The sequence below is a fragment of the Prevotella sp. genome, from assembly GCF_051059605.1.
Taxonomy (GTDB): Bacteria; Bacteroidota; Bacteroidia; order Bacteroidales; family Bacteroidaceae; genus Prevotella.
This window is the reverse complement of record NZ_CP050883.1, coordinates 2,614,700-2,639,623: the sequence shown is the minus strand read 5'-3', so window position 1 is coordinate 2,639,623 and position 24,924 is coordinate 2,614,700. Positions and strand designations below refer to the sequence as shown.

At 35.2% G+C, this 24,924-nt stretch carries 19 protein-coding genes and 1 tRNA gene; 9 read left to right on the top strand and 11 right to left on the bottom strand.

Annotation, left to right across the window (positions count from 1 at the left end; genetic code table 11):
• Positions 1-76 precede the first annotated feature (76 nt).
• From HEQ28_RS10405 to leuS, 4 genes are read right to left on the bottom strand one after another with little or no spacing between them, the layout of a single operon-like run.
• The gene (locus HEQ28_RS10405) at positions 77-2,089 is read right to left on the bottom strand and encodes a type IX secretion system anionic LPS delivery protein PorZ (protein WP_434502168.1); all 2,013 of its coding nucleotides are present in this window, start codon (positions 2,087-2,089) and stop codon (positions 77-79) included.
• The gene (locus HEQ28_RS10400; RefSeq protein ID WP_434502166.1) at positions 2,090-2,677 is read right to left on the bottom strand and encodes a non-canonical purine NTP diphosphatase; all 588 of its coding nucleotides are present in this window, start codon (positions 2,675-2,677) and stop codon (positions 2,090-2,092) included.
• Between the two features lie 14 nt (positions 2,678-2,691).
• Entirely contained in the window at positions 2,692-3,612 is a 921-nt protein-coding gene (locus tag HEQ28_RS10395; protein WP_434502164.1) for a YitT family protein, read from the bottom strand.
• Positions 3,609-6,461 (bottom strand): leucine--tRNA ligase, encoded by a 2,853-nt coding sequence (gene leuS / locus HEQ28_RS10390; protein ID WP_434502162.1) that lies wholly within the window; start codon positions 6,459-6,461, stop codon positions 3,609-3,611. The genes HEQ28_RS10395 and leuS overlap by 4 nt, the downstream gene beginning before the upstream one ends.
• Before the next feature lie 1,201 nt (positions 6,462-7,662).
• On the opposite strand from leuS, the gene HEQ28_RS10385 reads away from it, so the two are divergent.
• On the top strand, positions 7,663-9,132 hold the full coding sequence (locus HEQ28_RS10385) for an alkaline phosphatase family protein (protein WP_434502160.1): 1,470 nt from the start codon (positions 7,663-7,665) through the stop codon (positions 9,130-9,132).
• 2 nt (positions 9,133-9,134) lie between these two features.
• Here the strand turns inward: HEQ28_RS10385 and HEQ28_RS10380 are convergent, their stop codons facing one another.
• Positions 9,135-10,013, bottom strand: a complete 879-nt coding sequence (locus HEQ28_RS10380; protein WP_434502158.1) for a helix-turn-helix domain-containing protein — start codon at positions 10,011-10,013, stop codon at positions 9,135-9,137.
• A gap of 171 nt (positions 10,014-10,184) precedes the next feature.
• Here HEQ28_RS10380 and HEQ28_RS10375 point away from each other — a divergent pair, with 171 nt between their 5' ends.
• The 6 genes from HEQ28_RS10375 to HEQ28_RS10350 all read left to right on the top strand — a co-directional run bounded on the left by HEQ28_RS10375 (position 10,185) and on the right by HEQ28_RS10350 (position 17,221).
• A complete protein-coding gene (locus HEQ28_RS10375; protein WP_434502156.1) occupies positions 10,185-11,531 on the top strand; it encodes an anaerobic C4-dicarboxylate transporter family protein in 1,347 nt (448 codons plus the stop codon).
• A 32-nt stretch (positions 11,532-11,563) separates the two neighbouring features.
• On the top strand, positions 11,564-12,613 hold the full coding sequence (gene ansB, locus HEQ28_RS10370) for an L-asparaginase 2 (RefSeq protein ID WP_434502155.1): 1,050 nt from the start codon (positions 11,564-11,566) through the stop codon (positions 12,611-12,613).
• 72 nt (positions 12,614-12,685) lie between these two features.
• Positions 12,686-13,906: a porin gene (locus tag HEQ28_RS10365; RefSeq protein WP_434502153.1), complete on the top strand. Its 1,221-nt coding sequence runs from the start codon at positions 12,686-12,688 to the stop codon at positions 13,904-13,906.
• Positions 13,907-14,028: 122 nt separating this feature from the next.
• Positions 14,029-15,441: an aspartate ammonia-lyase gene (gene aspA / locus HEQ28_RS10360; protein ID WP_434502151.1), complete on the top strand. Its 1,413-nt coding sequence runs from the start codon at positions 14,029-14,031 to the stop codon at positions 15,439-15,441.
• 184 nt (positions 15,442-15,625) lie between these two features.
• Positions 15,626-16,375 (top strand): YaaA family protein, encoded by a 750-nt coding sequence (locus HEQ28_RS10355; RefSeq protein WP_434502150.1) that lies wholly within the window; start codon positions 15,626-15,628, stop codon positions 16,373-16,375.
• A 63-nt stretch (positions 16,376-16,438) separates the two neighbouring features.
• A complete protein-coding gene (locus tag HEQ28_RS10350) occupies positions 16,439-17,221 on the top strand; it encodes a peptidylprolyl isomerase (protein ID WP_434502148.1) in 783 nt (260 codons plus the stop codon).
• Between the two features lie 205 nt (positions 17,222-17,426).
• On the opposite strand, the gene HEQ28_RS10345 is transcribed toward HEQ28_RS10350, so the two are convergent.
• Positions 17,427-17,511, bottom strand: a tRNA-Leu gene (locus tag HEQ28_RS10345).
• A 533-nt stretch (positions 17,512-18,044) separates the two neighbouring features.
• On the opposite strand from HEQ28_RS10345, the gene nadA reads away from it, so the two are divergent.
• Positions 18,045-19,034 carry a quinolinate synthase NadA gene (gene nadA, locus HEQ28_RS10340; protein WP_301411593.1) on the top strand — a complete coding sequence of 330 codons (990 nt, stop codon included), beginning with the start codon at positions 18,045-18,047 and terminating at the stop codon, positions 19,032-19,034.
• Between the two features lie 56 nt (positions 19,035-19,090).
• On the opposite strand, the gene HEQ28_RS10335 is transcribed toward nadA, so the two are convergent.
• The 4 genes from HEQ28_RS10335 to HEQ28_RS10320 all read right to left on the bottom strand — a co-directional run bounded on the left by HEQ28_RS10335 (position 19,091) and on the right by HEQ28_RS10320 (position 23,059).
• Complete coding sequence (locus tag HEQ28_RS10335) at positions 19,091-19,789, bottom strand: SIR2 family NAD-dependent protein deacylase (RefSeq protein WP_434502147.1); 699 nt, start codon at positions 19,787-19,789, stop codon at positions 19,091-19,093.
• A 98-nt stretch (positions 19,790-19,887) separates the two neighbouring features.
• Complete coding sequence (locus HEQ28_RS10330; RefSeq protein WP_434502146.1) at positions 19,888-20,379, bottom strand: GNAT family N-acetyltransferase; 492 nt, start codon at positions 20,377-20,379, stop codon at positions 19,888-19,890.
• A gap of 1,107 nt (positions 20,380-21,486) precedes the next feature.
• Positions 21,487-22,194 (bottom strand): hypothetical protein, encoded by a 708-nt coding sequence (locus HEQ28_RS10325; protein ID WP_434502145.1) that lies wholly within the window; start codon positions 22,192-22,194, stop codon positions 21,487-21,489.
• Positions 22,195-22,204: 10 nt separating this feature from the next.
• Positions 22,205-23,059: an NAD(P)-binding domain-containing protein gene (locus HEQ28_RS10320; protein ID WP_434502144.1), complete on the bottom strand. Its 855-nt coding sequence runs from the start codon at positions 23,057-23,059 to the stop codon at positions 22,205-22,207.
• A gap of 161 nt (positions 23,060-23,220) precedes the next feature.
• Between HEQ28_RS10320 and HEQ28_RS10315 the strand changes: the two genes are divergently transcribed.
• A complete protein-coding gene (locus tag HEQ28_RS10315) occupies positions 23,221-24,054 on the top strand; it encodes a helix-turn-helix domain-containing protein (protein WP_434502143.1) in 834 nt (277 codons plus the stop codon).
• Between the two features lie 111 nt (positions 24,055-24,165).
• Here the strand turns inward: HEQ28_RS10315 and HEQ28_RS10310 are convergent, their stop codons facing one another.
• A complete protein-coding gene (locus HEQ28_RS10310) occupies positions 24,166-24,831 on the bottom strand; it encodes a hypothetical protein (RefSeq protein WP_434502142.1) in 666 nt (221 codons plus the stop codon).
• Between the last annotated feature and the right edge of the window lie 93 nt (positions 24,832-24,924).

The following is a 24,924-nucleotide window of genomic DNA, read 5'->3' as shown; positions in this document are numbered from 1 at the left end:
GAAACGCAAAATAAATCCTTTATTTTTATGATTTTATAGAGATACAGAGACTAGAACAAATCATAAGTGATAATGATTAATTTACTATTGCTATTTTGCACACAACGCCCTTGGATCCTTCTTGCGTCGCAGTCTCAACCATATAAACACCTGAAGCGACACGACGACCATTCTTGTCATTACCATCCCACGTAAACAGTCCTCCATTGCTACGACCTTCAGCAACAAGTGTTCCTGAAGAGGTAACAATCTTTACATCGGCATTATATGAAAGTCCCGTAACTGTTATTAAACCTGTATAATCTGGACGTACAGGATTAGGATAAGCATACACACTTTGATTTGTCATCTTGCTTTCTGCTTCAGTTGCATCACTGATATAAGAGCACAAACCCTTATCCGTACCGAAAAACACTTCACCAGTTGTACCGTTTATAGCAATACTCTCTATATTGTTTGAAAGCAGTTTACTATTATCCTCTGTGAAATGATGCACTTCCTCTATATTGTTTGAACTCACAAGATAAACACCATTACCATTAGTACCAAACCATTTGCGATTACCTCCATCTACCGCCATGCATGTAATATCAACACCGCTAAGAAGATAATCAGCATAATTGGTACCATCATTACGTGGAACCTTGATCTGCTGGAATACAGGATTCACATCTGTCACATTAGAAGACTCTAGCATTAATGGTCCTACACTAGTACCAATCCATATATTATTTTCTTTATCCTCAGCTGCGCATCTCACATAATACAGGGTAAGTTGCGTGCCATCCTGATTAACAAAGTTGTGAATAATGTTTGCTTTGTCTGTAGACTTATTATACGACACTAGAGCAGGATATCCCCAATAATCATCAACAAACCAAAGAAGTTTCCTACTATCAAAGAATGGATTAGTCATATTATCAAACGAACGACCATCGTTCATGAATACGTTCTTATGAAAAGAATTCCACTTATTTTCTGACGTTAATTCAAAAAGAGATGTAGTGGCACTGTTACTATTAAATAGCCACAGGTTGGAGCTATCATCAAATCGCAAACCCTGAACGATAACATAATCTTTACTTACATTCTGCACTGTTGCTGCTCCCTGTAAAGGACTATTTGTATAATTATATTCCTTTACGAATTTTCCACTCTTGAATTCGTAAAGACCTATTCTTCCGCTTGCAAACACATGCGAATTATCATTTGGATCAACATCCATTGACATCAAATTCACATAAGAATGCCCAGTAATGCTTTGAAGATTATCTTGATATTCAGTCCATTCATCACCTTTCAACACCTGAACACATCCTGGGCGCATGAGATCCTTATCTGGATTCCACCCTCCTCCACAAGTATAAAGATTTCCATTATAGAACCTCATGAATCCAAAGTAATTATACTTAGGACCACCAGGATTTGCCTTTGATACTTTTTCGACAAGACTGTCCTTGTTATCGGATGGCTTTGCTGAATAATCAGCAAAGCGTTTCCAGTTATTCTTATCAAGCAGATTAGCCGTTATTGGGGCACGATAAATACCATTGCTGGCACTTGCTGCATAAAGATACCCAGAATCCTGATACGAATAGTTTACTTTAAATCCTAGATTATATGTATCACTGATTTCGGCATTGGCAACATTAAGTTTGACAATTCCGAAACCAGTACTTAAATAAGCATATCCAGCAGATTGGTAAATATCATTAATAGCCTTGTCTAATGTTATTGAAGAATTGTAATAATCGCTAATATTTATCACTTCGCCTTTATCGTCCATCAGGTCGATATTCTGATTAGAATAAACTATTACAAGTCTTTTGGCATATTTATTATAAGAAATATGAGAGATATTGCAGTCGCTAAGACTATTTGTTTTGTCAAAAGTCTGTATGCTCTGGTCTGATGTATTATAAGAATAAATATTATTACTTGCAAGTACATAAATCACGTTTCCACTACCCTGCTCCACATCCTGAATGTCAGAATAAGCCATATATGCCTTCCAACTACCTGTCTGTGCTGCTTGCATAATGCCTACGCAACAAAAAAAGACTATGGCAAGTAATAATATTCTTTTCATCTATTGCTTATTTTCCTTAAGGTATTCCGAAAGTTTTACGACAGCCCTTGCACGATGGCTTATCGTGTTTTTTATCTCCTCACCAAGTTCCGCAAAACTCTTATCATAACCTTCAGGAACAAAAATCGGATCATAACCAAAGCCTTCAGTTCCATGTTTCTCTGTTGCAATTTTTCCGTCTACCCTACCCTCAAAATATATAGGTTGTGCATTAGGATGCAACAATACAATGATGGTACGGAATCTTGCAGTGCGGTTACTTTTGTCTTCAAGATTAGCTAATAGTTTAGCCATATTAGCTTCACTATCGTGATCAGTGCCTTCTGCATATCTTGCACTGTGCACACCAGGTTGACCATCAAGAGCTTCAACCTCTAGACCAGTATCATCAGCAAAGCAACCAATATGATATTTATCGCATACAAACTGAGCCTTCTGCAAAGCATTTTCCTCTAAGGTGTCCCCTGTTTCAGGAATATCTTCGTGGCAACCTATTTCACTAAGAGAGACAATCTCGAAATCTGATCCAAGAATCTCTCTTATTTCTCTTAACTTATTCTTATTGTTTGTTGCAAAAACTATTTTCATAATGATACAGATAGTTATTTTTTTGAATCTAATGAATCAGTCTTTACTTTAACTCTCATCTCATCAAATCCTTCTCCATAGACACCAATAACGCTACTCTGACTGACGAATGCATTAGGGTCAATCATCTTGATAAGTCTGAATATTTCAGTACTCTCACGCTTTTTCGCCAAAATACACAGCACTTTCATCTGCTGTCCCGTGTACCATCCGTGACCGTCAAGTATTGTAACACCATGCCCCATTTCAACACCTATTGCATTAGCAATTTCTTGATATTTCTTTGTAAATATCATAAACTGCACACTCTCTCGTCTTGCATTCATCACATAATCAAGCACGAAGTTTTCAATCACCATCGTACAGAGACCGAACACAATCTTGCGCCAATCCTGAAAGATAGGATACGTACTGCCGATAATCAGCAAGTCTACATACACCAACACACGTCCAAGACTGATATTATGATATTTGTTTACCACAGCAGCAACAATATCCGTACCACCAGTAGAACCGTTGTTGAGGAATACAATCGCCAATGCAGAACCCGTAAACGTACAGCCGATAATCAGCGACATAAAATCCTGTCCACGTCCTAACACTTGATGCATTGTTCCATCAGGATTTGTCATAAGTTTCTGCGCCATCCACAGCATACAAGACAACATTAGGATTGCGTAGACTGTCTTAACCATGAACTTAAATCCCAATATCTTCAACGCCACAACCAATAAACAGACGTTGATAGCAAAATACGTATAAACAATTGGAATTTTAGTGGCATAAAAAACAATAGCGGCAACACCGGTAACTCCACCGGTAACGATTTGATAAGGCAGCAAAAATACTGTCCAACCAAAGGTGTAGAGAAAGAGACCAATGGTTATCAACAGATAATCCTTGACCTCATTCCAGATTTTTAGTCTCTCTATCATTTAATTACAATGTTAACTATTTTCTTTGGAACTATGATAACTTTAACTATATTCTTTCCTTCAAGATATTTCAGGCTTCTTTCGTCTTCAATAACTGCTTTTTGTATTTCATCATTGCTAGCATCTGTGGCAAAAGTCTTCTGATAACGAGCCTTTCCATTAAAACTGATAGTGATCTGTATCTCGCTTTCTGCAAGATATTTCTCTTCATACTTTGGCCATGCTGCATCACAAACACTACCCTTTTCTCCGAGAGTGTGCCACAATTCTTCTGCAATATGTGGAGCAAATGGAGCAATAACGATAACCAATTTCTTCAATAAAGCTGCATTTTTACATTTCTGCTGACCCAATTCGTTTACAGCAATCATGAATGCACTGATAGCAGTGTTGTAGCTGAACTTCTCAATATCTTCTGATACTTTCTTTATCAGTTTATGAGCACTCTTCAAACTCTCTGCTGTAGGCTCTTCATCATTAATAGCCAATTCGTCAGCATTCTTTACCCAGAACAAGTTCCAGAACTTCTTAAGGAATCTATGGCAACCATCTATACCGTTGGTATCCCAAGGCTTACTTGCTTCAACTGGACCAAGGAACATTTCGTAAAGACGAAGAGTATCTGCTCCATAAACTTCTACTATTTTGTCTGGATTTACTACGTTGAACATGCTCTTTGACATCTTCTCTACAGCCCATCCGCATACATACTTTCCATCTTCGAGTATAAACTCTGCATTATTGTATTCTGGGCGCCATGCCTTGAACGCATCTGTATCGAGTACGTCGTTACTAACGATGTTTACATCTACATGTATAGGAGTTGTCTCATATTTGTCTTTAAGTCCAAGACTTACAAATACAGGAGCTTTTGAATGGTCCTCGCTATTAATACGATAAACAAAGTTTGAACGTCCCTGAATCATACCTTGATTGATAAGTTTCTGGAATGGTTCTTCCTTACTGCTTACTCCATTATCAAACAGGAACTTATTCCAGAAACGACTGTATATAAGATGGCCTGTTGCATGTTCTGTTCCACCAACATACAAATCTACATTCTGCCAATATTCGTCAGCATCTTTACCAACAAGGGCTTTATCATTACCTGGGTCCATATAGCGCAGATAATAAGCAGAACTTCCTGCAAATCCAGGCATCGTATTCAGTTCAAGAGCAAATACTTTTTCATTATCTATCAAGCTCTTATCAACGATACACTTGTTAGCTTCGTCCCAAGCCCATTTCTTTGCGCGTCCCAATGGAGGTTCACCAGTTTCAGTAGGCTCATATTTATCAATTTCTGGTAATTCAAGTGGCAGACATTCTTCAGGAATCATCTGTGGCATTCCATTCTTGTAATATACAGGGAATGGCTCACCCCAATAACGTTGACGAGAGAATGTAGCATCACGCAAACGATAGTTTACCTTTACCCTACCGAGGTTATGAGAGGTTACAAACTCCTTAGTTGCGGCAATAGCCTCTTTCACAGTCTTACCGTTTAGGTTGAATCCGTCTAGGGCAACACCTTCGCTTGGACTGTTCATAACGATACCATCTTTTGCATCAAAACTTTCTTCACTTACGTCAGCACCTTCAATAAGAGGAATTATAGGCAAGTTGAAATGCTTTGCAAAAGCATAGTCTCTGCTATCATGTGCAGGCACAGCCATGATGGCACCTGTACCATATCCAGCCAATACATATTCGCTTATCCAAATTGGAATATTATCACCAGTAAATGGATTTACAGCATAACTTCCAGAGAATACTCCTGTAACTTTTCTGTCGCTCATACGGTCAAGTTCCGTACGCTTCTTTACATAAGCAAGATACTCCTCTACTTCTGCCTTATGGTCAGGAGTTGTAAGTTCATCCACAAGTTCACTCTCAGGAGCAAGCACCATGAATGTAACACCGAAGATGGTATCGGCACGAGTTGTGAATATAGTAAATTTTTTATCACTGTTAGCAATTTTGAATTGCATTTCTGTTCCTTCAGAACGACCAATCCAATTGCGCTGTGTCTCTTTTATTGAGTCTGTCCATGCAATTGTATCAAGTCCGTCAAGCAGTCTTTGTGAATAAGCAGAAGTACGCAGACACCATTGCTGCATCTTCTTCTGTATTACAGGGTATCCGCCTCTTTCGCTCACTCCGTCTACAACTTCATCGTTTGCCAATACAGTTCCAAGTCCAGGGCACCAATTAACCATTGTTTCGCCAAGATAAGCGATACGATAGTTCATAAGTGTCTTCTGCTGTTCCTTATCGTTCATTGTGTTCCATTCGTCGGCAGTGAAAATCAATTCTTCACTTTGTGCCACGTTCAGGTCCTTACTTCCGTTTTCCTTGAAGTAAGCAATAAGGTTTTCTATAGGTTTAGCTTTCTGACAATTCTTGCAGAAATAGCTATTAAACATCTTTTCAAAAGCCCATTGTGTCCAATGATAATATTTAGAATCACAAGTGCGTATCTCACGGCTCCAGTCAAAAGAGAATCCTATTTTATCAAGTTGCTCACGATAGTGATTAATGTTAGTCTCAGTTGTAATTGCAGGATGCTGACCTGTCTGTATAGCATATTGTTCAGCAGGCAATCCGTAAGCATCATATCCCATTGGGTTAAGCACGTTAAAGCCTTGTAAACGCTTGAAGCGTGCATAAATATCACTAGCTATATAGCCTAGTGGATGTCCAACATGTAAACCAGCACCTGACGGATAAGGAAACATATTGAGCACATAAAATTTCTTTTTGTCTTTGTTCTCAACAACTTTATAGGTTTTATTATCAACCCATGATTTTTGCCATTTCTTCTCGATTTCTCTGAAGTTGTATTCCATTGTAGTTATATAGTTATTTTATATTTCCATTTAAAAAATATAACGCGTGCGCGTAATTATGTGCAAAGATAATGCAAACGAGTGGAAAAGCAAAATAAAACGTGTTTTAATTTTGTTTTCCCGAGTGTAGCTTATCTTCACCGAAGGTAGAGTAATGCAAACGAGTGGAAAAGCAAAATAAAAACGTGTTTTAATTTTGTTTTCCCGAGTGCAGCTTATCTTCACCGAAGGTAGAGTAGTGCAAGTTAATATCTAAACGAGATAAATAACGGAGTTCACTACACACACTTTTAAGAGAAAAACTACAATGCACCATAAAAATTGCAGCTTTATAAATTTTATATATTACCCCAAATATTTACTCATAATACGATTCTCGAATATTTATTTATAAAAACATTAGTGTAAATATTTTTAGCTATTAATATTTAATTAATTTGGTCGTTTTGGTCAAAGTCATTTTGGTCATTTTCAACTTCTAGTACGGGGGATTTAATCCCTTATATAAATTATATATTAAAATATATAATTTATATAAGGGGGCTGCCCCCTCACTATTGGGAATTCAAAATGACCAAAACGACCTCATCGTGACGATAATCGTATCAGAATGCCGCTAATTGCACGCTGAATGCAAATTGTTAGCTTTGTAAAGTTATCAATATCAACACTTTAATGTTTTGAAATTCGCCCTCTGAACAACGAAACCATGAAATAGCTTGCTTGGAATTATTATTTGCCTTACCTTTGCACTCGTCATCCCAACGTAGTGAAGACCGAAGAGAGAATTAGTGCCGCTCGCTGAAGTCGAAATGAAAACCAAAATATCAATACCATGCCTCTGAATTGCAAACTTTACATGATCATGAACAAGAACAACTGAAATTGAAGACACTCGAAAATTGACGCAAAAGTAATAAACTGATGAGATTAACGACACAATCACGACAAGCACCAACCTGATAATAATAGCAGCGGCTATATTTGCACTTATCGGCTGTGAAGTCCATGAATAAAGCAAGCCTACATGAATGAAACTGCAAACCTAAGTGAATGGAAAAGAGACACAAAGCTAATGGATACTCGTCTACAGGCATTACAATACCATGAAAATAGGGGATACTTCCATATAAAGGAATAGATTCTTTTTGTCCTCTACAAGATTTACACTACCTTTGCCCTAACAATCAACAATATTATTATGAAGAAATTTTTAGTATTAGCATTATTAACATTATGTATGGTTGCCAACGCACAGGTTAAACGTCCGAAACTTGTTGTAGGCGTTGTTGTAGACCAAATGCGTTGGGATTATCTGTATTATTACTATGATGAATATGGTAACGACGGATTGAAACGATTACTTGACGAAGGATATAGTTGTCAAAACACTATGATACCTTATATCCCTACCGTTACAGCTATTGGACACTCTAGTATATATACAGGTAGCGTTCCTGCAATGACAGGTATTCTTGGAAATAACTTTTACATTAAAGGTAAAGAAGTTTATTGCTGCGAAGATGAGAATGTTAAGAGTGTAGGAAGTGACTCTAAAGAAGGTCAGATGTCACCACATAGACTACTTGCTTCTACAATAGGAGATGAACTGAAACTAGCTACAAACTTTAAGTCAAAGGTTATTGGAGTTGCTTTGAAAGACCGAGCAGCAATACTTCCTGCCGGACATAGTGCTGATGCAGCATATTGGTGGGATACCAGTGCAGGACATTTCGTAAGTAGTACATTCTATATGAAAGAGTTACCAAAATGGGTTACTGATTTCAACAAACAAAATAGCACCAAACCAGGATTTGATATTAAGACCAGCGATCAAGGAGTTACAATGACATTCAAGATGGCAGAAGCCGCACTTGAAAATGAGAAACTAGGGCAGGGTAGCACCACTGATATGTTGGCCGTAAGTGTTTCATCAACAGATGCCATTGGACATACTTATAGTACACGTGGCAAAGAAAACCACGATGTATATCTGCAACTAGACAAAGACATTGCACAATTTATGAAGGTACTTGATGAAAAGGTTGGTAAAGGTAATTATTTATTGTTTTTAAGTGCTGACCACGGAGGTTCACATAATCCAAACTTCATGCGTTCACATCGTTTACCTGCAGGAGGATTTGAAGGTTGGAACGTTGCTAAAAGTGTAAATGAAGTTCTACAAAAACAATTTGGAACAAAAGCAAGACTGATACTTGGAGAAAACTCATTACGTATATTTCTTGATCATGAAAGTATTGAGAATGCAGGATTGAAACTTGATGAAGTTAAAGCAGCTGCAAAAAAGGAGTTTGAAAAATATGATAATGTAGCCTTTGTCGTAGATTATGATAATGTAGCCGCACAAAGTATTCCACAACCAATACGTGAACGAATAATCAATGGTTATAGTCGTGAACGTGGAGGAGATTTACTTCTTATTACAAATCCTGGTTGGATAGATGCAAGTAATGCAACTAATTATAAAGGTACAACCCACGGATTGTGGAATCCAGATGATTCACATATTCCTTTGATCTTCATGGGATGGAATATCAATCACGGCGAAACCTCAAAGCCTACAAATATGACTGACATTGCTCCAACAATATGTAGCATGTTGCATATTCAGATGCCTAATGCCTGTGTAGGCAATTCAATATTTGAATAAAATCATTCACGATATGCTTTTGGCGAGATTCCAGATTTCTGCTTAAAAAACTTAGTAAATGCCGATTGGTCATTAAATTTAAGTTCCGTTGAAATCTCGCCAATAGTTTTATCTGTCATCTTTAGCATTTTACAAGCCTCGCTGTATAAGAAGCTTTGTAAATATCCACATACAGTATTTCCTGAAACCTCACGCACTATTCGTGAAAGATAAGTAGGGGTGATGTTCATTCTATCGGCATAGAAATTAATCTGTCTTTCCTTTTTAAAGTTATTTGAAGCAAGGTGTATAAATATTTTGAATATGTTTTCCTTATGCTTCATATCGTGTAGTTCATTGCTCGCGCTGTCAATGAGTTCATTAATATGCATTTGAGCTAAATGCACAAGGAAACTTAGCATCTCCTTTTTATATAAATGTGGTTGATTTATTGTTTTTTCAACTTGCATTATTATTCCTAAAAGTTCAGAGATCTTAGCCTCTGTAACATCAAAATAAAGAGATGAATCAAGAATGTTACGTTGAAAAACATCCTGCATATTAGGATCATTTTCAAGTATATTATTATAGAAATTTGTCTCACAGAAAAGAAAGTATCCGTCAAGTTCGTTTGTACATTTTATAAATTCGGTGTTCTGCATATGCGTCATTCTTATAACACTTTGCTGTGACAATACTATTTCCTTGTCATTAATCGTAATCACAGCTTCTCCATCAATAAGGACGAAGATAGTATAGAAGTTCACATACTTCAACTTTTGAGTTATAGATTCAAATATTTCCTGATTAACAGGCGTTGTTGCCACTATGGCACCATATAAGTCTTTGATGTTGTTTTGAACAGCAAATTCCTGTAGGTTATACGAAATATCCTTGTCCATAATGTTTATATTTAAGGTCAATAATTGGCAAATATACAAAATGTTTCGGATTTTACAAAAAATGGTCAGAAATATATAAATATATGTTCATAAAAAAACTATAATTTTGCATCGTGACATTAAACATTTGATATTAATAGAAGTTTTTACCTAAACAACCAACCTGCAAATATGGCAACCTTTTTAGTATTATTGCAATTATTTATTGTCTTAGCATTGATTTTTATCGGTGCTCGTGTCGGCAGCATCGGACTTGGAATCTACGGAATGGTAGGTGTATTTATCCTGGTTTTTATCTTTGGACAGAAACCTGGTAACATTCCTATAGATGTGATGTTGATTATAGTATCTGTAATCACGGCGGCGGCGGCCCTGCAAGCCTCGGGAGGATTAGATTATCTCGTTGGACTTGCAGCGAAGTTTCTGCGTAAACATCCTGAACAGATTACTTATTATGGTCCTTTAGTAACATGGTTATTTTGCCTAGTCGCAGGTACAGCACATACATCTTATTCTCTTTTACCTATTATATCTGAGATAGCCAAAAATTCAAAGATCAGACCTGAACGTCCATTGAGCGTAGCAACTATTGCAGCATCATTGGGTATTACGGGAAGTCCTGTTTCTGCCGCTACAGCTGCAATCATATCAACAGACTTACTTGGTGGAAAAGGTATTGAATTAAAAGATATAATGTTGGTGTGTATACCTGCATCACTTATTGCAATACTTGTAGCTTCGTTTGTACAAAATAGAGTAGGGAAGGAACTTGATGATGATCCTGAATATCAGCGTCGTGTTAAAGATGGCACTATAAATCCAGAGGAAGATAAAAATAACATGGAGAAACTTATAACAACTCCAAATCCACGTGCAAAATATTCTGTCATGGCATTTATTTTAGGCGTATTATTAGTTGTTGTATTCGGATCAGTACCTTCACTTCGTCCTTCTTTCAATGTTGATGGAGAGATGACTCGTTTGGGAATGCCTGAAACGATAGAAATTATAATGATGTCAGTAGCTGCATTAATACTACTTGTTGGCAAAGCAAATGTAGTAGAAGCAGTAAAGGGAAATGTTTTTGCAGCTGGTATGAACGCCATGGTGAGCATCTTTGGTATAGCCTGGATGGGAGATACTTTCTTTAACGGAAATCTTGAATTTTTCAAATCACATATTGCAGACATTGTTACACAATATCCATTTTTATTCGCTGTCGCATTGTTCTTCATGTCAATAATGCTATTCTCTCAGGCAGCAACAGTTCGCACACTTTATCCTTTAGGCATAGGTCTGGGTATAAGTCCACTTGCTCTTGTAGCAATGTTTCCAGCTGTGAATGGATATTTCTTCATTCCAAACTATCCTACAGAAGTAGCAGCAATAAACTTTGACCGAACAGGTACTACAAAAATAGGAAAGTATGTAATAAACCATTCATTCCAACTTTCTGGTTTTATAACAACATTCGTATCAATAGGGGTAGGCTATCTCATTATAAGCCTATTTTATTAACAATATTACTAACCTTTTAAAAATATTCAGTTATGAAGACATTTAAAATTTCCATTTTGATGATTTTGGCATTAGTATTCACATTGACGATAAGTGCCAAACCAAAGATTCGTATAATCGCTACCGGTGGTACAATTGCCGGTGTAAGTGCTAGTGCCACATCTTCTGCTTATGGTGCAGGACAAGTTGGTATACAAACTCTTATTGATGCTGTTCCGCAGATTAAAGATCTTGCTGATGTAAGCGGCGAACAGCTTGTGAATATTGGTAGTCAGGATATGAACGACGATGTTTGGTTGAAACTAGCAAAACGTATTAATCAACTTCTAAACGAGGAAGGTTACGACGGCGTACTCGTTACTCATGGAACAGACACAATGGAAGAGACCGCATATTTTTTGACTCTTACCGTCCATAGTGACAAACCTGTTATTCTAGTTGGTAGTATGCGTCCTTCAACAGCTATCAGTGCTGATGGTCCAGCCAATCTGTATAATGGTGTGGCAGCTCTTGCTGATCCAGCATCAAATGGTCACGGTGTAATGGCTTGCATGAACAATAAACTCATTGATGCAAAGTCTCTTATTAAGACTAACACTACAGACTGTGCAACATTTAAGGGTACTTATGGAGAAATTGGATATGTTTACAATGGCAAACCATATTATATCCTTGAACCTACATATAAGCACACAACACAGAGTGAGTTTGATGTAGACAATCTTACTAAACTCCCTATGGTAGGTATCATATATGGTTATGCTAATGCATCTCCACTTCCAATGCAGGCTTTCGTAAACGCAAAGTTTGACGGTATCGTTTTGGCAGGTGTCGGTGACGGCAATTTCTACAAAGATGTTTTTGACGTAGCAGTTAAGGCACAGAACAGCGGAATTCAGATTGTTCGTTCAAGCCGTGTTCCAACAGGTCCAACATGTCTTAACGGTGAGGTAGACGACAGCAAGTATCATTTTGTTGCAGCCCTAAACCTTAACCCGCAAAAAGCACGCATTCTTCTTCAGTTAGCTCTTACAAAGACCCACGACTGGCAACAGATTCAGAAATACTTCCAGGAGTATTGATGCTCACTATATGTGTTCTCTCATAAAAGATTTTACGAAAAGACTTTTTAAAACTTAAGCATCAATAAAACTATGAAGAAGATATTAATAATAAGTGCATTACTTGCTGCAACATTAACAGCAAGTGCACAAGGAGAAAATACTGGTATGGGCGGCAATGATGGTAATTATAAATCGCTTGCAGAAAAAGTGCTGAATTTGGAAAAGAAAAATGATGCATTCAACTTATATCTCAATTATGCTTATAGCTTTAGAGCAGAGAAAGCAGACGGACAGGACTGGGCAACAGGATTTGCCAACAAGCAGTTGCGTCTTGAGATAAAAGGTAATATCGGTGACCATCTGTTTTATCGTTTACGTCATAGATTGAATAAGGCTACAGATGCCAAGAGTCAAGATAATTTTGCCAAGGCTACAGACATTATGATGGTTGGATATAAGTTCAACAACAAAGTAAGTCTCCAAGCTGGTAAGATGTGTCAGATATGGGGTGGATTTGAATTTGACGAGAATCCTATGTATATCTATCAGTATTCTGATATGGTTGACAATATGGATAACTTTATGGCTGGTGTTGTGGCTTCTTATAAGCCTGTTCCTTCTCAGGAAATTGCTGTTGAAATTTCAAATGCCAATAATGGCAAACTTGTTAATGAATATGGTGCAGGCGCCAAGTCTATTGAAAGTGACGGAACAACAAGTCGTACTTTAGAACAAGCTAATAGTCCTCTTACATATATAGTAAACTGGAATGGTAGTTTTGCAGGTGGACTTATCAATACTCGTTGGTCATGGGGTACTCAGACAGAGGCTAAGAACAAATATTCAAGAATGCTTGTACTTGGACAGCAGTTGGCATTACCTAAAGTTCAATGGTATTTCGACTATATGGGCGCATGGGATGCTCTTGACAGATTAAAGATTGCAAGTAGCGAACTGTCTATGCCTACAAGCGATGGTCAACCTGTTGCTGATAAGAACATGTACTTCAGTGATGTGCATTATAATTCATTTATCACAAAACTTAATTGGCAATTCGCTCCACAATGGAATTTCATGGCAAAAGGCATGTATGAGACCGCAAGCGTCAGTAAGATAGAAAAATACAAAGACTATAGAAAGTCATATGCTTATATTGGAAGTATAGAATACTATCCAATAAAAGATCAGGACTTCCGCGTATTCCTTTCTTATATAGGACGCAAATACGACTATAGTGAGAAGTGTGGGCTGAAAGACTATAACACGAATCGCATAGAAATTGGTTTCATGTATAGAATTAAGGCATATTAAAAATATAATAAGGTAAAAAGATTTATTTGGAAATTAAAGTGTAATTTTGCACAACAACAAGCGGAGAGTTGACATTTGTCAATGACAATGTTGACTCTCTACAAAAAAATAAACTCAATATTATGGCAGAAGAAAAATTTAGATTAGAGTCAGATCTCTTAGGTGAATTAAAAGTTCCAGTTGATGCGTATTATGGTGTACAGACACAACGTGGCATCAACAACTATCATATATCACGTAAGAAGATGCGTGACTATCCTGATTATGTAATTGCAATAGCATACGTTAAATTGGCTGCTATCCAGACTAACCATTCACTTGGTGTGATCAATGATGAAATATCTGGCGCAATAAGCAAAGCTTGTCAGGAATTAATTGACGGTAAACTTCACGAAAACTTCCCTATTGACATGATGCAGGGTGGGGCAGGTACATCTGTAAATATGAATGCTAACGAAGTTATTGCTAACCGTGCGCTTGAAATAATGGGGCATAAAAGGGGAGAATATCAGTACTGCTATCCTAACGACCATGTGAATTGCGGACAGTCTACAAATGACGTATATCCTACATCTATAAGATTGGCAATAATCAGAATGAACAAAAATCTTGTTGCAAGCCTAACAGGACTCATAAGCGCATTGCGTTATAAGGGTGAGGAATTTAAGGATGTAATAAAGATGGGACGTACACAGCTTCAGGATGCTGTGCCTATGACCAGCGGACAGGAGTTTAGTGCTTATGCTAACAACCTTGAAGAGGAAATATTGAATCTTGAACGTAACGTGAAGTTGCTTCATGAAATAAATATGGGTGGTACAGCTATCGGTACTGGTTTGAATGCTGTTCCTGGATTTACAAAGCTATGTGCTGCTAATCTTAGCAAGCTTACTGGCGAACCTTTCGTTTCAGCTACCGACTTGGTAGAGGCTACTCCTGATACTGGTGCATACGTAAGCTACTCTTCAGCATTGAAGCGTCTTGCTATCAAACTTTCAAAGATTTGCAATGACTTGCGTCTTATGGCATCAGGTCCACGTTGTGGTTTGAATGAAATTAATCTTCCTCCAAAGGCTCCAGGTTCATCTATCATGCCAGGAAAAGTTAATCCAGTTATTCCTGAGGTTACAAATCAGGTATGTTTCAAGGTAATAGGAAATGACACAACCATTTCTTTCGCTGCCGAAGCAGGACAGTTGGAACTTAATGTAATGGAACCAGTAATAACAGAGTCTTTGTTTGAGAGTCTGGTATGGTTAAGTAATGCAATTGATACGCTTGTAGAGGAATGTATTCTTGGCATAACAGTCAACAAAGAACGTTGCTATGAAATGGTAAAGAATTCTATCGGTATCGTTACAGCTCTTAATCCATATATCGGTTACAAGACTTGTACAAAGGTTGCCAAAGAAGCTCTTGAGACAAACCGTTCTGTATATGATATCGTATTGGAACAGGGATTAATGACACAAGAGAAACTTGACGAGGCTTTGAATCCAAAAAATATGCTTGTTTCTCATAAGTTTATAAAGTAGATCAACTATTATCAACTCAAATAAGAGAAGGGGATTGTGTATAATATATATTACACTTTCCCCTTTATTATGTTATTACAATTAAGTAATTACTTAATTTATCATTATAAGCATATACTTTATAATATTCATTTGTTTTATAAAGTGAAATCACTATATTTGCAAAATATTAATATTAGAATATATGCAGATACTAATAGGCTGTGCCAAAATAATGACCGGATGTGCTACATCTGATATTTCATTTGCAACTGAACCTACATTTCAAAGTCAAGCCAATGACAATGCAATGCAGATGTTGAATTATTCTGTTGAAGAATTGTGTGAGATGTTGCATATAAACAGGGATATGGCTTTAGAAAACTGGAAGCGTTTTCGTTCTTTCCATGATAACAGCATCCGCCAACCTGCCGCATTTTGCTATGATGGAATGGTTTACCAAAGACTTGCTCCTGAAACTCTTTCAGACAACGAATTACTATATGCCAACGATCATCTTATGATTAGTTCTTTTTTATATGGTATTCTGCGTCCGCTTGACATGATCAATAAATATCGCTTGGAGGGTAATGTTACTCTTCCCAATCATAATTCAAAGTCGATGTTTGATTTTTGGAAGCCAATTCTAACAGACTGGTTTATCAATAAAATAAAAGCTGATGATGGTATTCTTATCTACTTAGCTAGCGACGAAATGCGTAATTTGTTTGATTGGAAACGCGTAAAAAAGGAAGTAAAAGTCATCACTCCTAGTTTTAAAGTTGATAAAAACGGTAAACTAAAAACCATTGTTATTTATACAAAAATGTGTCGTGGAGCAATGGCACGCTACATCATTAAAAATAGAATAACCAATATAGATGAACTAAAATCATTTGAATATGAAGGTTTCAGTATAGATGATTCAATTGAAGAATGGAATTACGTTTTATAAAAATATCAATCTATCCGCTTGTGGATATTAGTATATAAATTATCTTCTACAATATATATGACAATGAAAAATAAAATTTTATTTTCTGTTTTGTTTGCAATAATATCGCTACCAATTTTTGCACAAAATAATAATTCGGATTCGATCGCAAAGTCTTTGGATGACAGATGTATAGTATCTATAGAAACTTCTTTAGGAAATATTAAAATTGCCTTATACAATGAAACGCCCAAACATCGAGACAACTTTCTTAAACTAGTAAAAGAAGGGTTTTATAATGGTATTTTGTTTCATCGCGTAATACCTAACTTTATGGTTCAAACAGGTGATCCTTCAAGTAAAACGGCTGTTTCTGGTCAATTGTTAGGCAATGTATCCCTAGATTATACTATTCCTGCTGAAATAAGGTTTCCCCAATACTATCATAAGCGTGGTGCTGTGGCGGCAGCCCAAGAAGAAAATGCAAAAGATCATGCATCATCTTCATGTCAATTTTATATAGTAACAGGAAAAACTTTCGGTCCAAAAATGCTTGATACAAAGCTTAACGAACTTACTGAGAAATCGGGAGGAACAATTGTCTTTAATGACAAAATTAAAAACGATTATCAGACAATTGGCGGTACTCCACATCTCGACGGACTATATACAGTATTTGGTGAAGTAGTGGATGGTATGGATGTAGTCGATAAAATACAAAATGTAGAGAAAGACAATAATAATCGCCCCATCAATGATATAAAGATAGTCAAGGCTACTGTAATAAAAGACCTTCCAATAAAGAAATCTTCAACTACTCAAAAAAATAGAATGAGTAAAAATAATATTTCAACCAGTAAGCGATAAAGCTTACAATAAATATTAATGCAATCCATTGGCGAAATTTAATAAGTGCTTATTAAATTCTGCCAATAGAATTGCTATATATATTGCATTCCCTTTCTATGCTATTAGCATTCTTTATTCCATCTATAATAGAGTAGAAATAAAACCCAATTACTATACAATAAAAAAGAGCTAAACAGTTAATAAACTATTTAGCTCTTTAAAGTGGTGCGCCCGATAGGACTCGAACCTACACAGCGTGAACTACTAGATCCTAAGTCTAGCGCGTCTACCAATTTCGCCACGGGCGCTTTTGCGGTTGCAAAGGTACAACATTTATTTTAAATACAAAATATTTAATTGTTTTTTTTATTAAATCATCATTTTCATCAAAAAAGTTATCCACAAAAAGTGTTGATAACCATGTTGAAAACTACTGTATAAGGAAGTTAATAACTATGTAGATATCCACACACCAATATACACCCCCTTCATATTGTGGATATCCACATAGTTTTGAAATACTTTTTACGAAGTTTTCCACTAAAAAATCACAGAAAAAGATATAAACTTATTAACTTTGCAGAAAATACCGGAATTGTGGATAACTCTCTATCTTTCTGATATTCAAGAAGAAATTGTTAGTTGTATGTGTGCATAAGTGATAGACAAACGTTGATAATAGAAAATGCAAATATTTGAATATCATTTTATCAACTTATCAACACCACATCATACTACTCTTATTTCTTTTTATTAAATAGAAAAATAAATAATATAATAATAATATAGTGTGAATTAATCTGTTTAAAAATTAAAACACTGTATGAAAGATAAAAAAAATATGGTAAAGAAAGAATGGATAGAAAAGGGATATGTAGACGAACCTATTGACAAGTCTATTGATCTTAAAGCTGAGATACGCAGAATGTGTAAAGAGAAGGACGCTATTATTCTTGCCCATTATTATACAATTGGTGATATTCAGGATATTGCTGATTTCATTGGCGACTCTCTGGCTTTAGCCCGTAAGGCTGCAGAGACTGATGCTAAGGTTATGGTTATGTGTGGTGTTCACTTCATGGCTGAAACATGCAAACTTTTGAGTGAAGACAAAATAGTGTTGTGTCCTGATCTCACTGCTGGTTGTTCTCTTGCTGACAGCTGCAAGGCAGAAGACCTAAAGAAATATAAGGAGGAGCATCCTGGATATAAGGTTATAAGTTATGTAAATACAACAGCTGCAGTGAAAGCCCTTACTGATTGTGTTGTTACAAGTGGAAATGCAAAAAAGGTAATAGATAGTTTCCCTGAAGATGAAAAACTTATATTCGGTCCTGATTACAATTTAGGAAACTATATAAACAGCGTAACAGGTCGTAACATGTTGTTGTGGAATGGTGGATGCCATGTACACGAAAAGTTCTCTGTAGAGGAGATTATAAAGCTTAAGAAAGAACATCCTGACGCAATTGTAATGGCACATCTTGAATGTAAAGCTCCTATTCTAGCTATTGCTGATATTAAGGGTTCTACTGCCACAATGCTGAAATATGCACAAGCTAATGGTAAACATGAATATATTATAGCCACAGAGGCTGGTATTCTTCACGAGTTGGAACGTACGTGTCCTGAGGCAACATTCTACCCAGTTCCACCAGAAGTGTCTGAGGGAGGCTTAGGATGCAGTTGTAATGAATGTGAGTATATGAAGAAAAATAGTCTTGAAAAGATATATAATACGCTAAAATATGGTTGGCCGGAAGTTGTGGTCGATTCAAAAATAGCAAAAGACGCAGTTAAGCCTATTGAAAAAATGCTTAGTTTGAGTTAAATGATAATGGAGGATAAATTAATATTTATCCTCCATTATTTTTATCATGATGTTTTTTATAATTTAAGTTCTTTCATCAATTCTTTCATTCCGTCGCTGGCACCCATTTCAATGTGTTTTATATGATGATAGTTATCTGTTTTAACAGGACTTGGATCTATCAAATATATAGGTATTCCAGGATTACAGTATTGTATTAGTCCTGCTGCTGGATAAACATTAAGGCTTGTGCCTACAATAACAAATATATCAGCCTTTTGTGTTTCTTGAGCCGCAGGTTCAATCATAGGCACACTCTCTCCAAAGAAAACAATAAAAGGGCGTAGCAGACTTCCGTCATCAGCTTTTGTTCCAGGATTCACATGGCTATGCTCAGGAGTTAATTGCTGAATATATTTAGAATTATATGGATTGATGCTAGAACAAACTTTTGTAAGGTCTCCATGCAGATGAATAACTTTTGAAGAACCTGCTTTCTCATGAAGGTTATCTACGTTTTGAGTGATAACTGTTACATCATAGTCTTTTTCAAGTTCCTTTATCAGTTTATGTCCATTGTTTGGTTGTGCATCCCATAGTTTACGTCTCAGCATATTATAGAAATTTGTTACAAGAGTTGGATCCTTTTCCCATCCTTCATGAGAAGCAACTTGTTCTACAGGATAATTCTCCCATAATCCATCATTACCTCTAAAAGTTTTGAAACCACTTTCCACCGACATTCCGGCACCTGTAAGAAATACTATTTTCTTCATAGCGAATAAGCTTTAAAAATTTATATTATGCAAACATACATATTTTTTTTGTATTAAAATATTCAGAAAGAAAATAATTTTTAAATTCTTAATATTTATTATTGCTCTGAAATTTGATATGCAAGTCTTTCTGTTCCGTTATGTGTATGTATTATTCCGCAATATTCAAATTCCATTTTGCACAATAAGCTTTGCATAACTTTATTATCATGATGAGTATCTATACGTATATTTTTAATCTGTTTTAAGCACCATTCAATACAGGTTTTTGTAATACCGTGAGTAGTTCCATTCGATGCAAGTCTGTGAATAACACCATAAGGTTTATCATTCAACCATTGTCCGCTATATATTTTTTCGTAAGTGGGGTCATCGCCAATAATAAAAGTAAATGCACCTACAATGATACCTTCATCATTTTTACAGATAAAACAGTTACCATTAATGATATCTTCTGTAATAATTTCTATTGACGGATAACCATTAATCCATTGATTTGGATTTCCATTATCTGCCATAAATTTGCGTGCTTTGTCATATATAGGAACAATCATTTCTATATCATCATATACTGCTTTTACTATATTCATGTTCTGAAATATTATAATCATGTATGTTTATTGATCTGCTAAGTTAATTATTAATTTAGATTCAGCAAATACAATCATAAAAAAATAATAAGATATAACGATAAAGTATTCAAAATTATATTGAATATGTTTAAACATTTCAAAAATATAAATGATCTATAAATAAGTTCTAGTATTTAACTATTTATGTGTATAAAGCATTAGTATTCGAATAAATATTGTTTTCTCCACTAGAAAAAGTTTTTTTTGATGTCACTAATGTCACTTTGTCACAAACCCTTTATTTATAAGGCTTTAACGAGTGACATTAAGTGACATTATCGGGCTAAAAGTGACATTAAACTCCAAATCATACTTGTTTTTAGCGTTTTTTTCGCAATTATGGTATTTGAATAATACATCAATTTTGTACTTTTTGAATCTAATAGAATTTACATATATATTTTTAAGTATGATGAGTTTATTACAAGTCTGTTATATAATTTGATATTCATAATCTAGTTATTTTGAACGTTGTTTATATACTTATAACTTCCATAAATAACACTGTGTGAAAAATTACCCTAACCATTGGATAATTCGATTACCTTAGTACTTGGGTAATTCAATTACTCACGTTGGGTAATCGGATTACCTAACGTGAACAACTCGATTACCCACGTTGTGTAATCCGATTACCCAACGTGAAAAATAGGAGTGTTTAGCACATGTAATTATATATTTTTGTATTATATAGTGGATTTATTTCAATGCTATTATTTGTATATAAATAACAAGTTTCTATTAAAATATTGACAATTTTAAAAAATGGAATATATGGATAAAATTGCTCTTTGACATCATTTATTAGTCTTATCTAACAACTTACATAAGTGAGTATTGTCATTACATCGTAATATCCTTGATTTTTTACAAAAGGTGGTTAAAACTATTTCTATATATGAAGCCTGTTAGTTTACCAAAAACAAACTTATCTTGAAATATTGTAATCTAATTTAGACTGCAATATTTCAAGATAAGTTTGTTAATTATCGATATAGTTCTTTTAAAAAAATAATTATTTAAAACAGCTTCTTATCCATTTTTATGAAACAATAATGAATTTCATTATTTAATTTTCTGATTGGAAATTTCGTTTGTTTTATAGTCTTCTATAGCTCTTTTAATATCCACAGTTTCGTATCGTTTTACTGATTCTGTTTGGGTCAATGCAATTCCATACATTCCTTTTGAAAGATCAGCCACTTTAATACCAAAAAGTCCATTAACCGTAAATATTTGTTCTAACCAACCTCTACGTCCTTTCCCTCGATTTAATAGTCCAGGTCTGAGTATAGCTACTCTTTCAAATCCTTGAGCGATTACAAAATCTTCTGTTTCTCCCTTCACTCTAGTCATGCGATGTTTACTTTTGGAATCAGACTTATCACCGGTTATAATACCGAAAAATTCAGAACCAGCCGCTTTTGCTAATTTTGCAAAACTGGTAGCAATTCCAAAGTCAACAGACTGATATTCTTTAGCTTTACTTTTTTTAAATACATCGTTAAAGGTAGTACCAATAGTACAAAAGGCTGTATTTGTACCCTTTAATAATTCTAAATTGAACGAACCTATTTCGAGCATATTAGGTAGTATATATTGCTTCAACTTAGGTGATCCTTTATGGCGAGCACTTTCTCGGCGTCCAATAGCTATAATTGATTCACATTGCGGAGAGGCAATTAAAGTGTCAAGCAAAGCCTGTCCTGTAGCACCTGTATGACCAATTACCAATGCATGTATGGTCTTCTCTGAATTAAATGCTGATTTCATATTTTATATATTATTTTGTAGAACCTAATAAAACTTCAACAATAGAAGAACCGTCCTGAGCTCCATAACCAAGTTTTACGGCTTGGTCAAACAGTTCCAATATTCCTTCGAGTGATTTAACGGGCATACCAAGTGATTTAGCAGTATTAATGGCAGTTTCCGATACGCTTTTAAAATTATCGGTAGAAGCAACGATCTGACTGTAATCTCTGGCAAACATATTTGGGAGTAAGTAATCTCCACCATTTGTGAACATAGCCACCTGCTGAGAAATAATTTCATGAGGAATGTTTAGTTTATGGGCAACAGCTGCCGAATAAGCTACTATTGCGTTGATAAACATAGAGCCAAAAAGCATTGGAGATTCTGCTTTAGAAGCATTTCCTATACATCCCACAGGGTGAATATCACCAATAGTACTGAATATCTCCGTCCAAAATTTTACTACTTCAGCATCGCTGCCCAATAAAAAGCGGCCTTGTCTATTACTCAATTCTTCGCCTCCAACCAAAACAGATATTTCAGCCAAGTTTCCTCCACATTCAACGACTTTTTTTGCATATTCTTCGATTTGAGATGGACTTGTAGTTGATACATTGATAATTTTTTTACCATTAAAGGCTGCTTTTACGGCTTCATCCTGTAGCAAATTTTCTATCGCTGCACCATCTGTCAATACAATAATAGAAGCATCTGCTGTTGCAATAGCTTCTGCAGCTGTGGTTACAGCCTTTGCTCCTAGTGCAACGAGTGGTTCTGTCTTGGATACAGTACGGTTATAAACAATAGTTTCATAACCTGCTTTAATTAATCCTTTTGTTAATCCTGAACCGATTATTCCGGTTCCTAAAATTGCAATTTTCATTTTCTTAATATTTTAATTGTTATTTGTTTTAAATTATGCTGCAAAATTACGATATTAGTATTTATCCTTACTATACAAAATAACGACAAAATGGGTATTTTTCGAAACAATATATATATATTCGTAAATTATCGCTATATTTGCAGCAAAAATCAAAACTTATGATAGATATTGAACCCATATTTTTCACAGAGAAAAAAGCGTATGCCATGGGGCAAACAAATTTGAATGGACAAACCAAACGATTGCTTAAAACTGGTTATAATACCTTGTTTATTTGCCAAACAGGTTGGGCGGTAATTTCATTATATAATAAAAATTATCTGTTCAGGGCTGGTGAGGTTTTTAATGCCAACTGGGACATGCGACCAGTAGTTTTACGTGTGTCCGATGATTTTTCAACTTATTACTGCTTAATGTCTGAATCATTTTTTTATGATGTCTTTCGAAATGTAAATGGATCTTTCTGCGATTTTACATTCACCTATCCAATTTTTAAGCCTTCAATTGAGCAGTCTGAACAGTTAGAATTGTGGTTAAAGCAAATAATGTGGCTATACAAACATTCAGAATGTAGTAACATTGATGTATTAATAAAAAATTATATCAATTCTTTATTTCTAATAATTGATTCCGAGATTCAAAAAAATATTCCGCATACAAATTTGCGACATATGCCAAGATCTCTAGAGATACTTCGCCAGTTTGGTTCATTGCTAGAAAAATATGCCAATACCGAACATGGCGTGGCATTTTATGCTGAAAAATTATTTATAACTCCCTACTATTTGTCTACTATTACATCCGAAATAATGCACGATAGTCCCAAAGGATTGATAGACAAACAAGTTATATTTGAGATGATGTCAATACTTAAAAATACGGATATGCCATTGAAACAAATTGCTGACAAAATGAATTTTGAAGACACATCATATATGAGCCGATATTTTAGACGACATACTGGAATGTCACCTTCAGATTATCGCAAATAATATTATTTAGACAATATTTTATGTATTTCTATATGTTTAATTTCAAATTAAAAGCTTTGATTTTCACCCTTTAATAGAACTGGAGGAAATAGAAATACTTTTTAATTAGATTTATGTGTTAGTATTCTTCTTTTTTAAAATAATCAAGGAATAATAAGTGATACTGACTATTGTTATCATTATCAAAAGGTAATCATTCAATATTTCAAGTCCCGTTCCGCTTAGACTAATAGAATCGTAGGCAGGATACATCATCAATTTTTGAAATAAATATCTTGCAATGAAAGCCTTGATGCCAAAGTAAGAAAGGACAATAACTCCTATGCGAGAAAGAACTATTAAAGTTTTATTCTTAGCAGAAAACTTTGTAATATTCAATATCATTTTCCAATGTAGCCCAAGGTGGATAGATACCAATACAAAAATCCAGGCTGCGCAGAACATGTGTAGTTCTATGACAAATAAGGTACTGTCTAACGGAATAAAACTGAATAGGTGTTGTGAAATAAAAATAGCATTTACGATTATGATTAACATTAAAAGAAGGATCAGTATATTGATCGTTGTTTTAAAAGTACGCATAGCATTATACTTACCTCTAAATAAACTCAGATACCATTTTCTGTTCAAAATAGCATGTGTTATGAACAAAACAAAAACGCTTGCTCCAATTATTTCGTGAAGATAACCTTCAGTAAATCTAAAAGCCATTAAAAATAAAAAAGCAATTGCCATCAAAAGATCTACTATGAGTTTAAAAATTATTTTTTTATTCATACAATAATGTTTTTAAAGTTATAGGCACTTACATGGAATATTATGACTATTTATTGTAAAGCCGATATCAATTTCATTTTATACTTTTTAATT

Bases quoted from the DNA above. Each gene is read 5' to 3' on its own strand.
- HEQ28_RS10385 (WP_434502160.1), top strand. From the start codon at position 7,663: ATGAAGAAATTTTTAGTATTAGCATTATTAACATTATGTATGGTTGCC.
- HEQ28_RS10335 (WP_434502147.1), bottom strand. From the start codon at position 19,789: ATGAAGAAAATAGTATTTCTTACAGGTGCCGGAATGTCGGTGGAAAGT.
- HEQ28_RS10330 (WP_434502146.1), bottom strand. From the start codon at position 20,379: ATGAATATAGTAAAAGCAGTATATGATGATATAGAAATGATTGTTCCT.
- HEQ28_RS10325 (WP_434502145.1), bottom strand. From the start codon at position 22,194: ATGAAATCAGCATTTAATTCAGAGAAGACCATACATGCATTGGTAATT.
- HEQ28_RS10355 (WP_434502150.1), top strand. From the start codon at position 15,626: ATGCAGATACTAATAGGCTGTGCCAAAATAATGACCGGATGTGCTACA.
- HEQ28_RS10350 (WP_434502148.1), top strand. From the start codon at position 16,439: ATGAAAAATAAAATTTTATTTTCTGTTTTGTTTGCAATAATATCGCTA.
- HEQ28_RS10310 (WP_434502142.1), bottom strand. From the start codon at position 24,831: ATGAATAAAAAAATAATTTTTAAACTCATAGTAGATCTTTTGATGGCA.
- HEQ28_RS10315 (WP_434502143.1), top strand. From the start codon at position 23,221: ATGATAGATATTGAACCCATATTTTTCACAGAGAAAAAAGCGTATGCC.
- HEQ28_RS10395 (WP_434502164.1), bottom strand. From the start codon at position 3,612: ATGATAGAGAGACTAAAAATCTGGAATGAGGTCAAGGATTATCTGTTG.
- ansB (WP_434502155.1), top strand. From the start codon at position 11,564: ATGAAGACATTTAAAATTTCCATTTTGATGATTTTGGCATTAGTATTC.
- HEQ28_RS10380 (WP_434502158.1), bottom strand. From the start codon at position 10,013: ATGGACAAGGATATTTCGTATAACCTACAGGAATTTGCTGTTCAAAAC.
- leuS (WP_434502162.1), bottom strand. From the start codon at position 6,461: ATGGAATACAACTTCAGAGAAATCGAGAAGAAATGGCAAAAATCATGG.
- HEQ28_RS10365 (WP_434502153.1), top strand. From the start codon at position 12,686: ATGAAGAAGATATTAATAATAAGTGCATTACTTGCTGCAACATTAACA.
- aspA (WP_434502151.1), top strand. From the start codon at position 14,029: ATGGCAGAAGAAAAATTTAGATTAGAGTCAGATCTCTTAGGTGAATTA.
- HEQ28_RS10375 (WP_434502156.1), top strand. From the start codon at position 10,185: ATGGCAACCTTTTTAGTATTATTGCAATTATTTATTGTCTTAGCATTG.
- HEQ28_RS10405 (WP_434502168.1), bottom strand. From the start codon at position 2,089: ATGAAAAGAATATTATTACTTGCCATAGTCTTTTTTTGTTGCGTAGGC.
- nadA (WP_301411593.1), top strand. From the start codon at position 18,045: ATGGTAAAGAAAGAATGGATAGAAAAGGGATATGTAGACGAACCTATT.
- HEQ28_RS10400 (WP_434502166.1), bottom strand. From the start codon at position 2,677: ATGAAAATAGTTTTTGCAACAAACAATAAGAATAAGTTAAGAGAAATA.
- HEQ28_RS10320 (WP_434502144.1), bottom strand. From the start codon at position 23,059: ATGAAAATTGCAATTTTAGGAACCGGAATAATCGGTTCAGGATTAACA.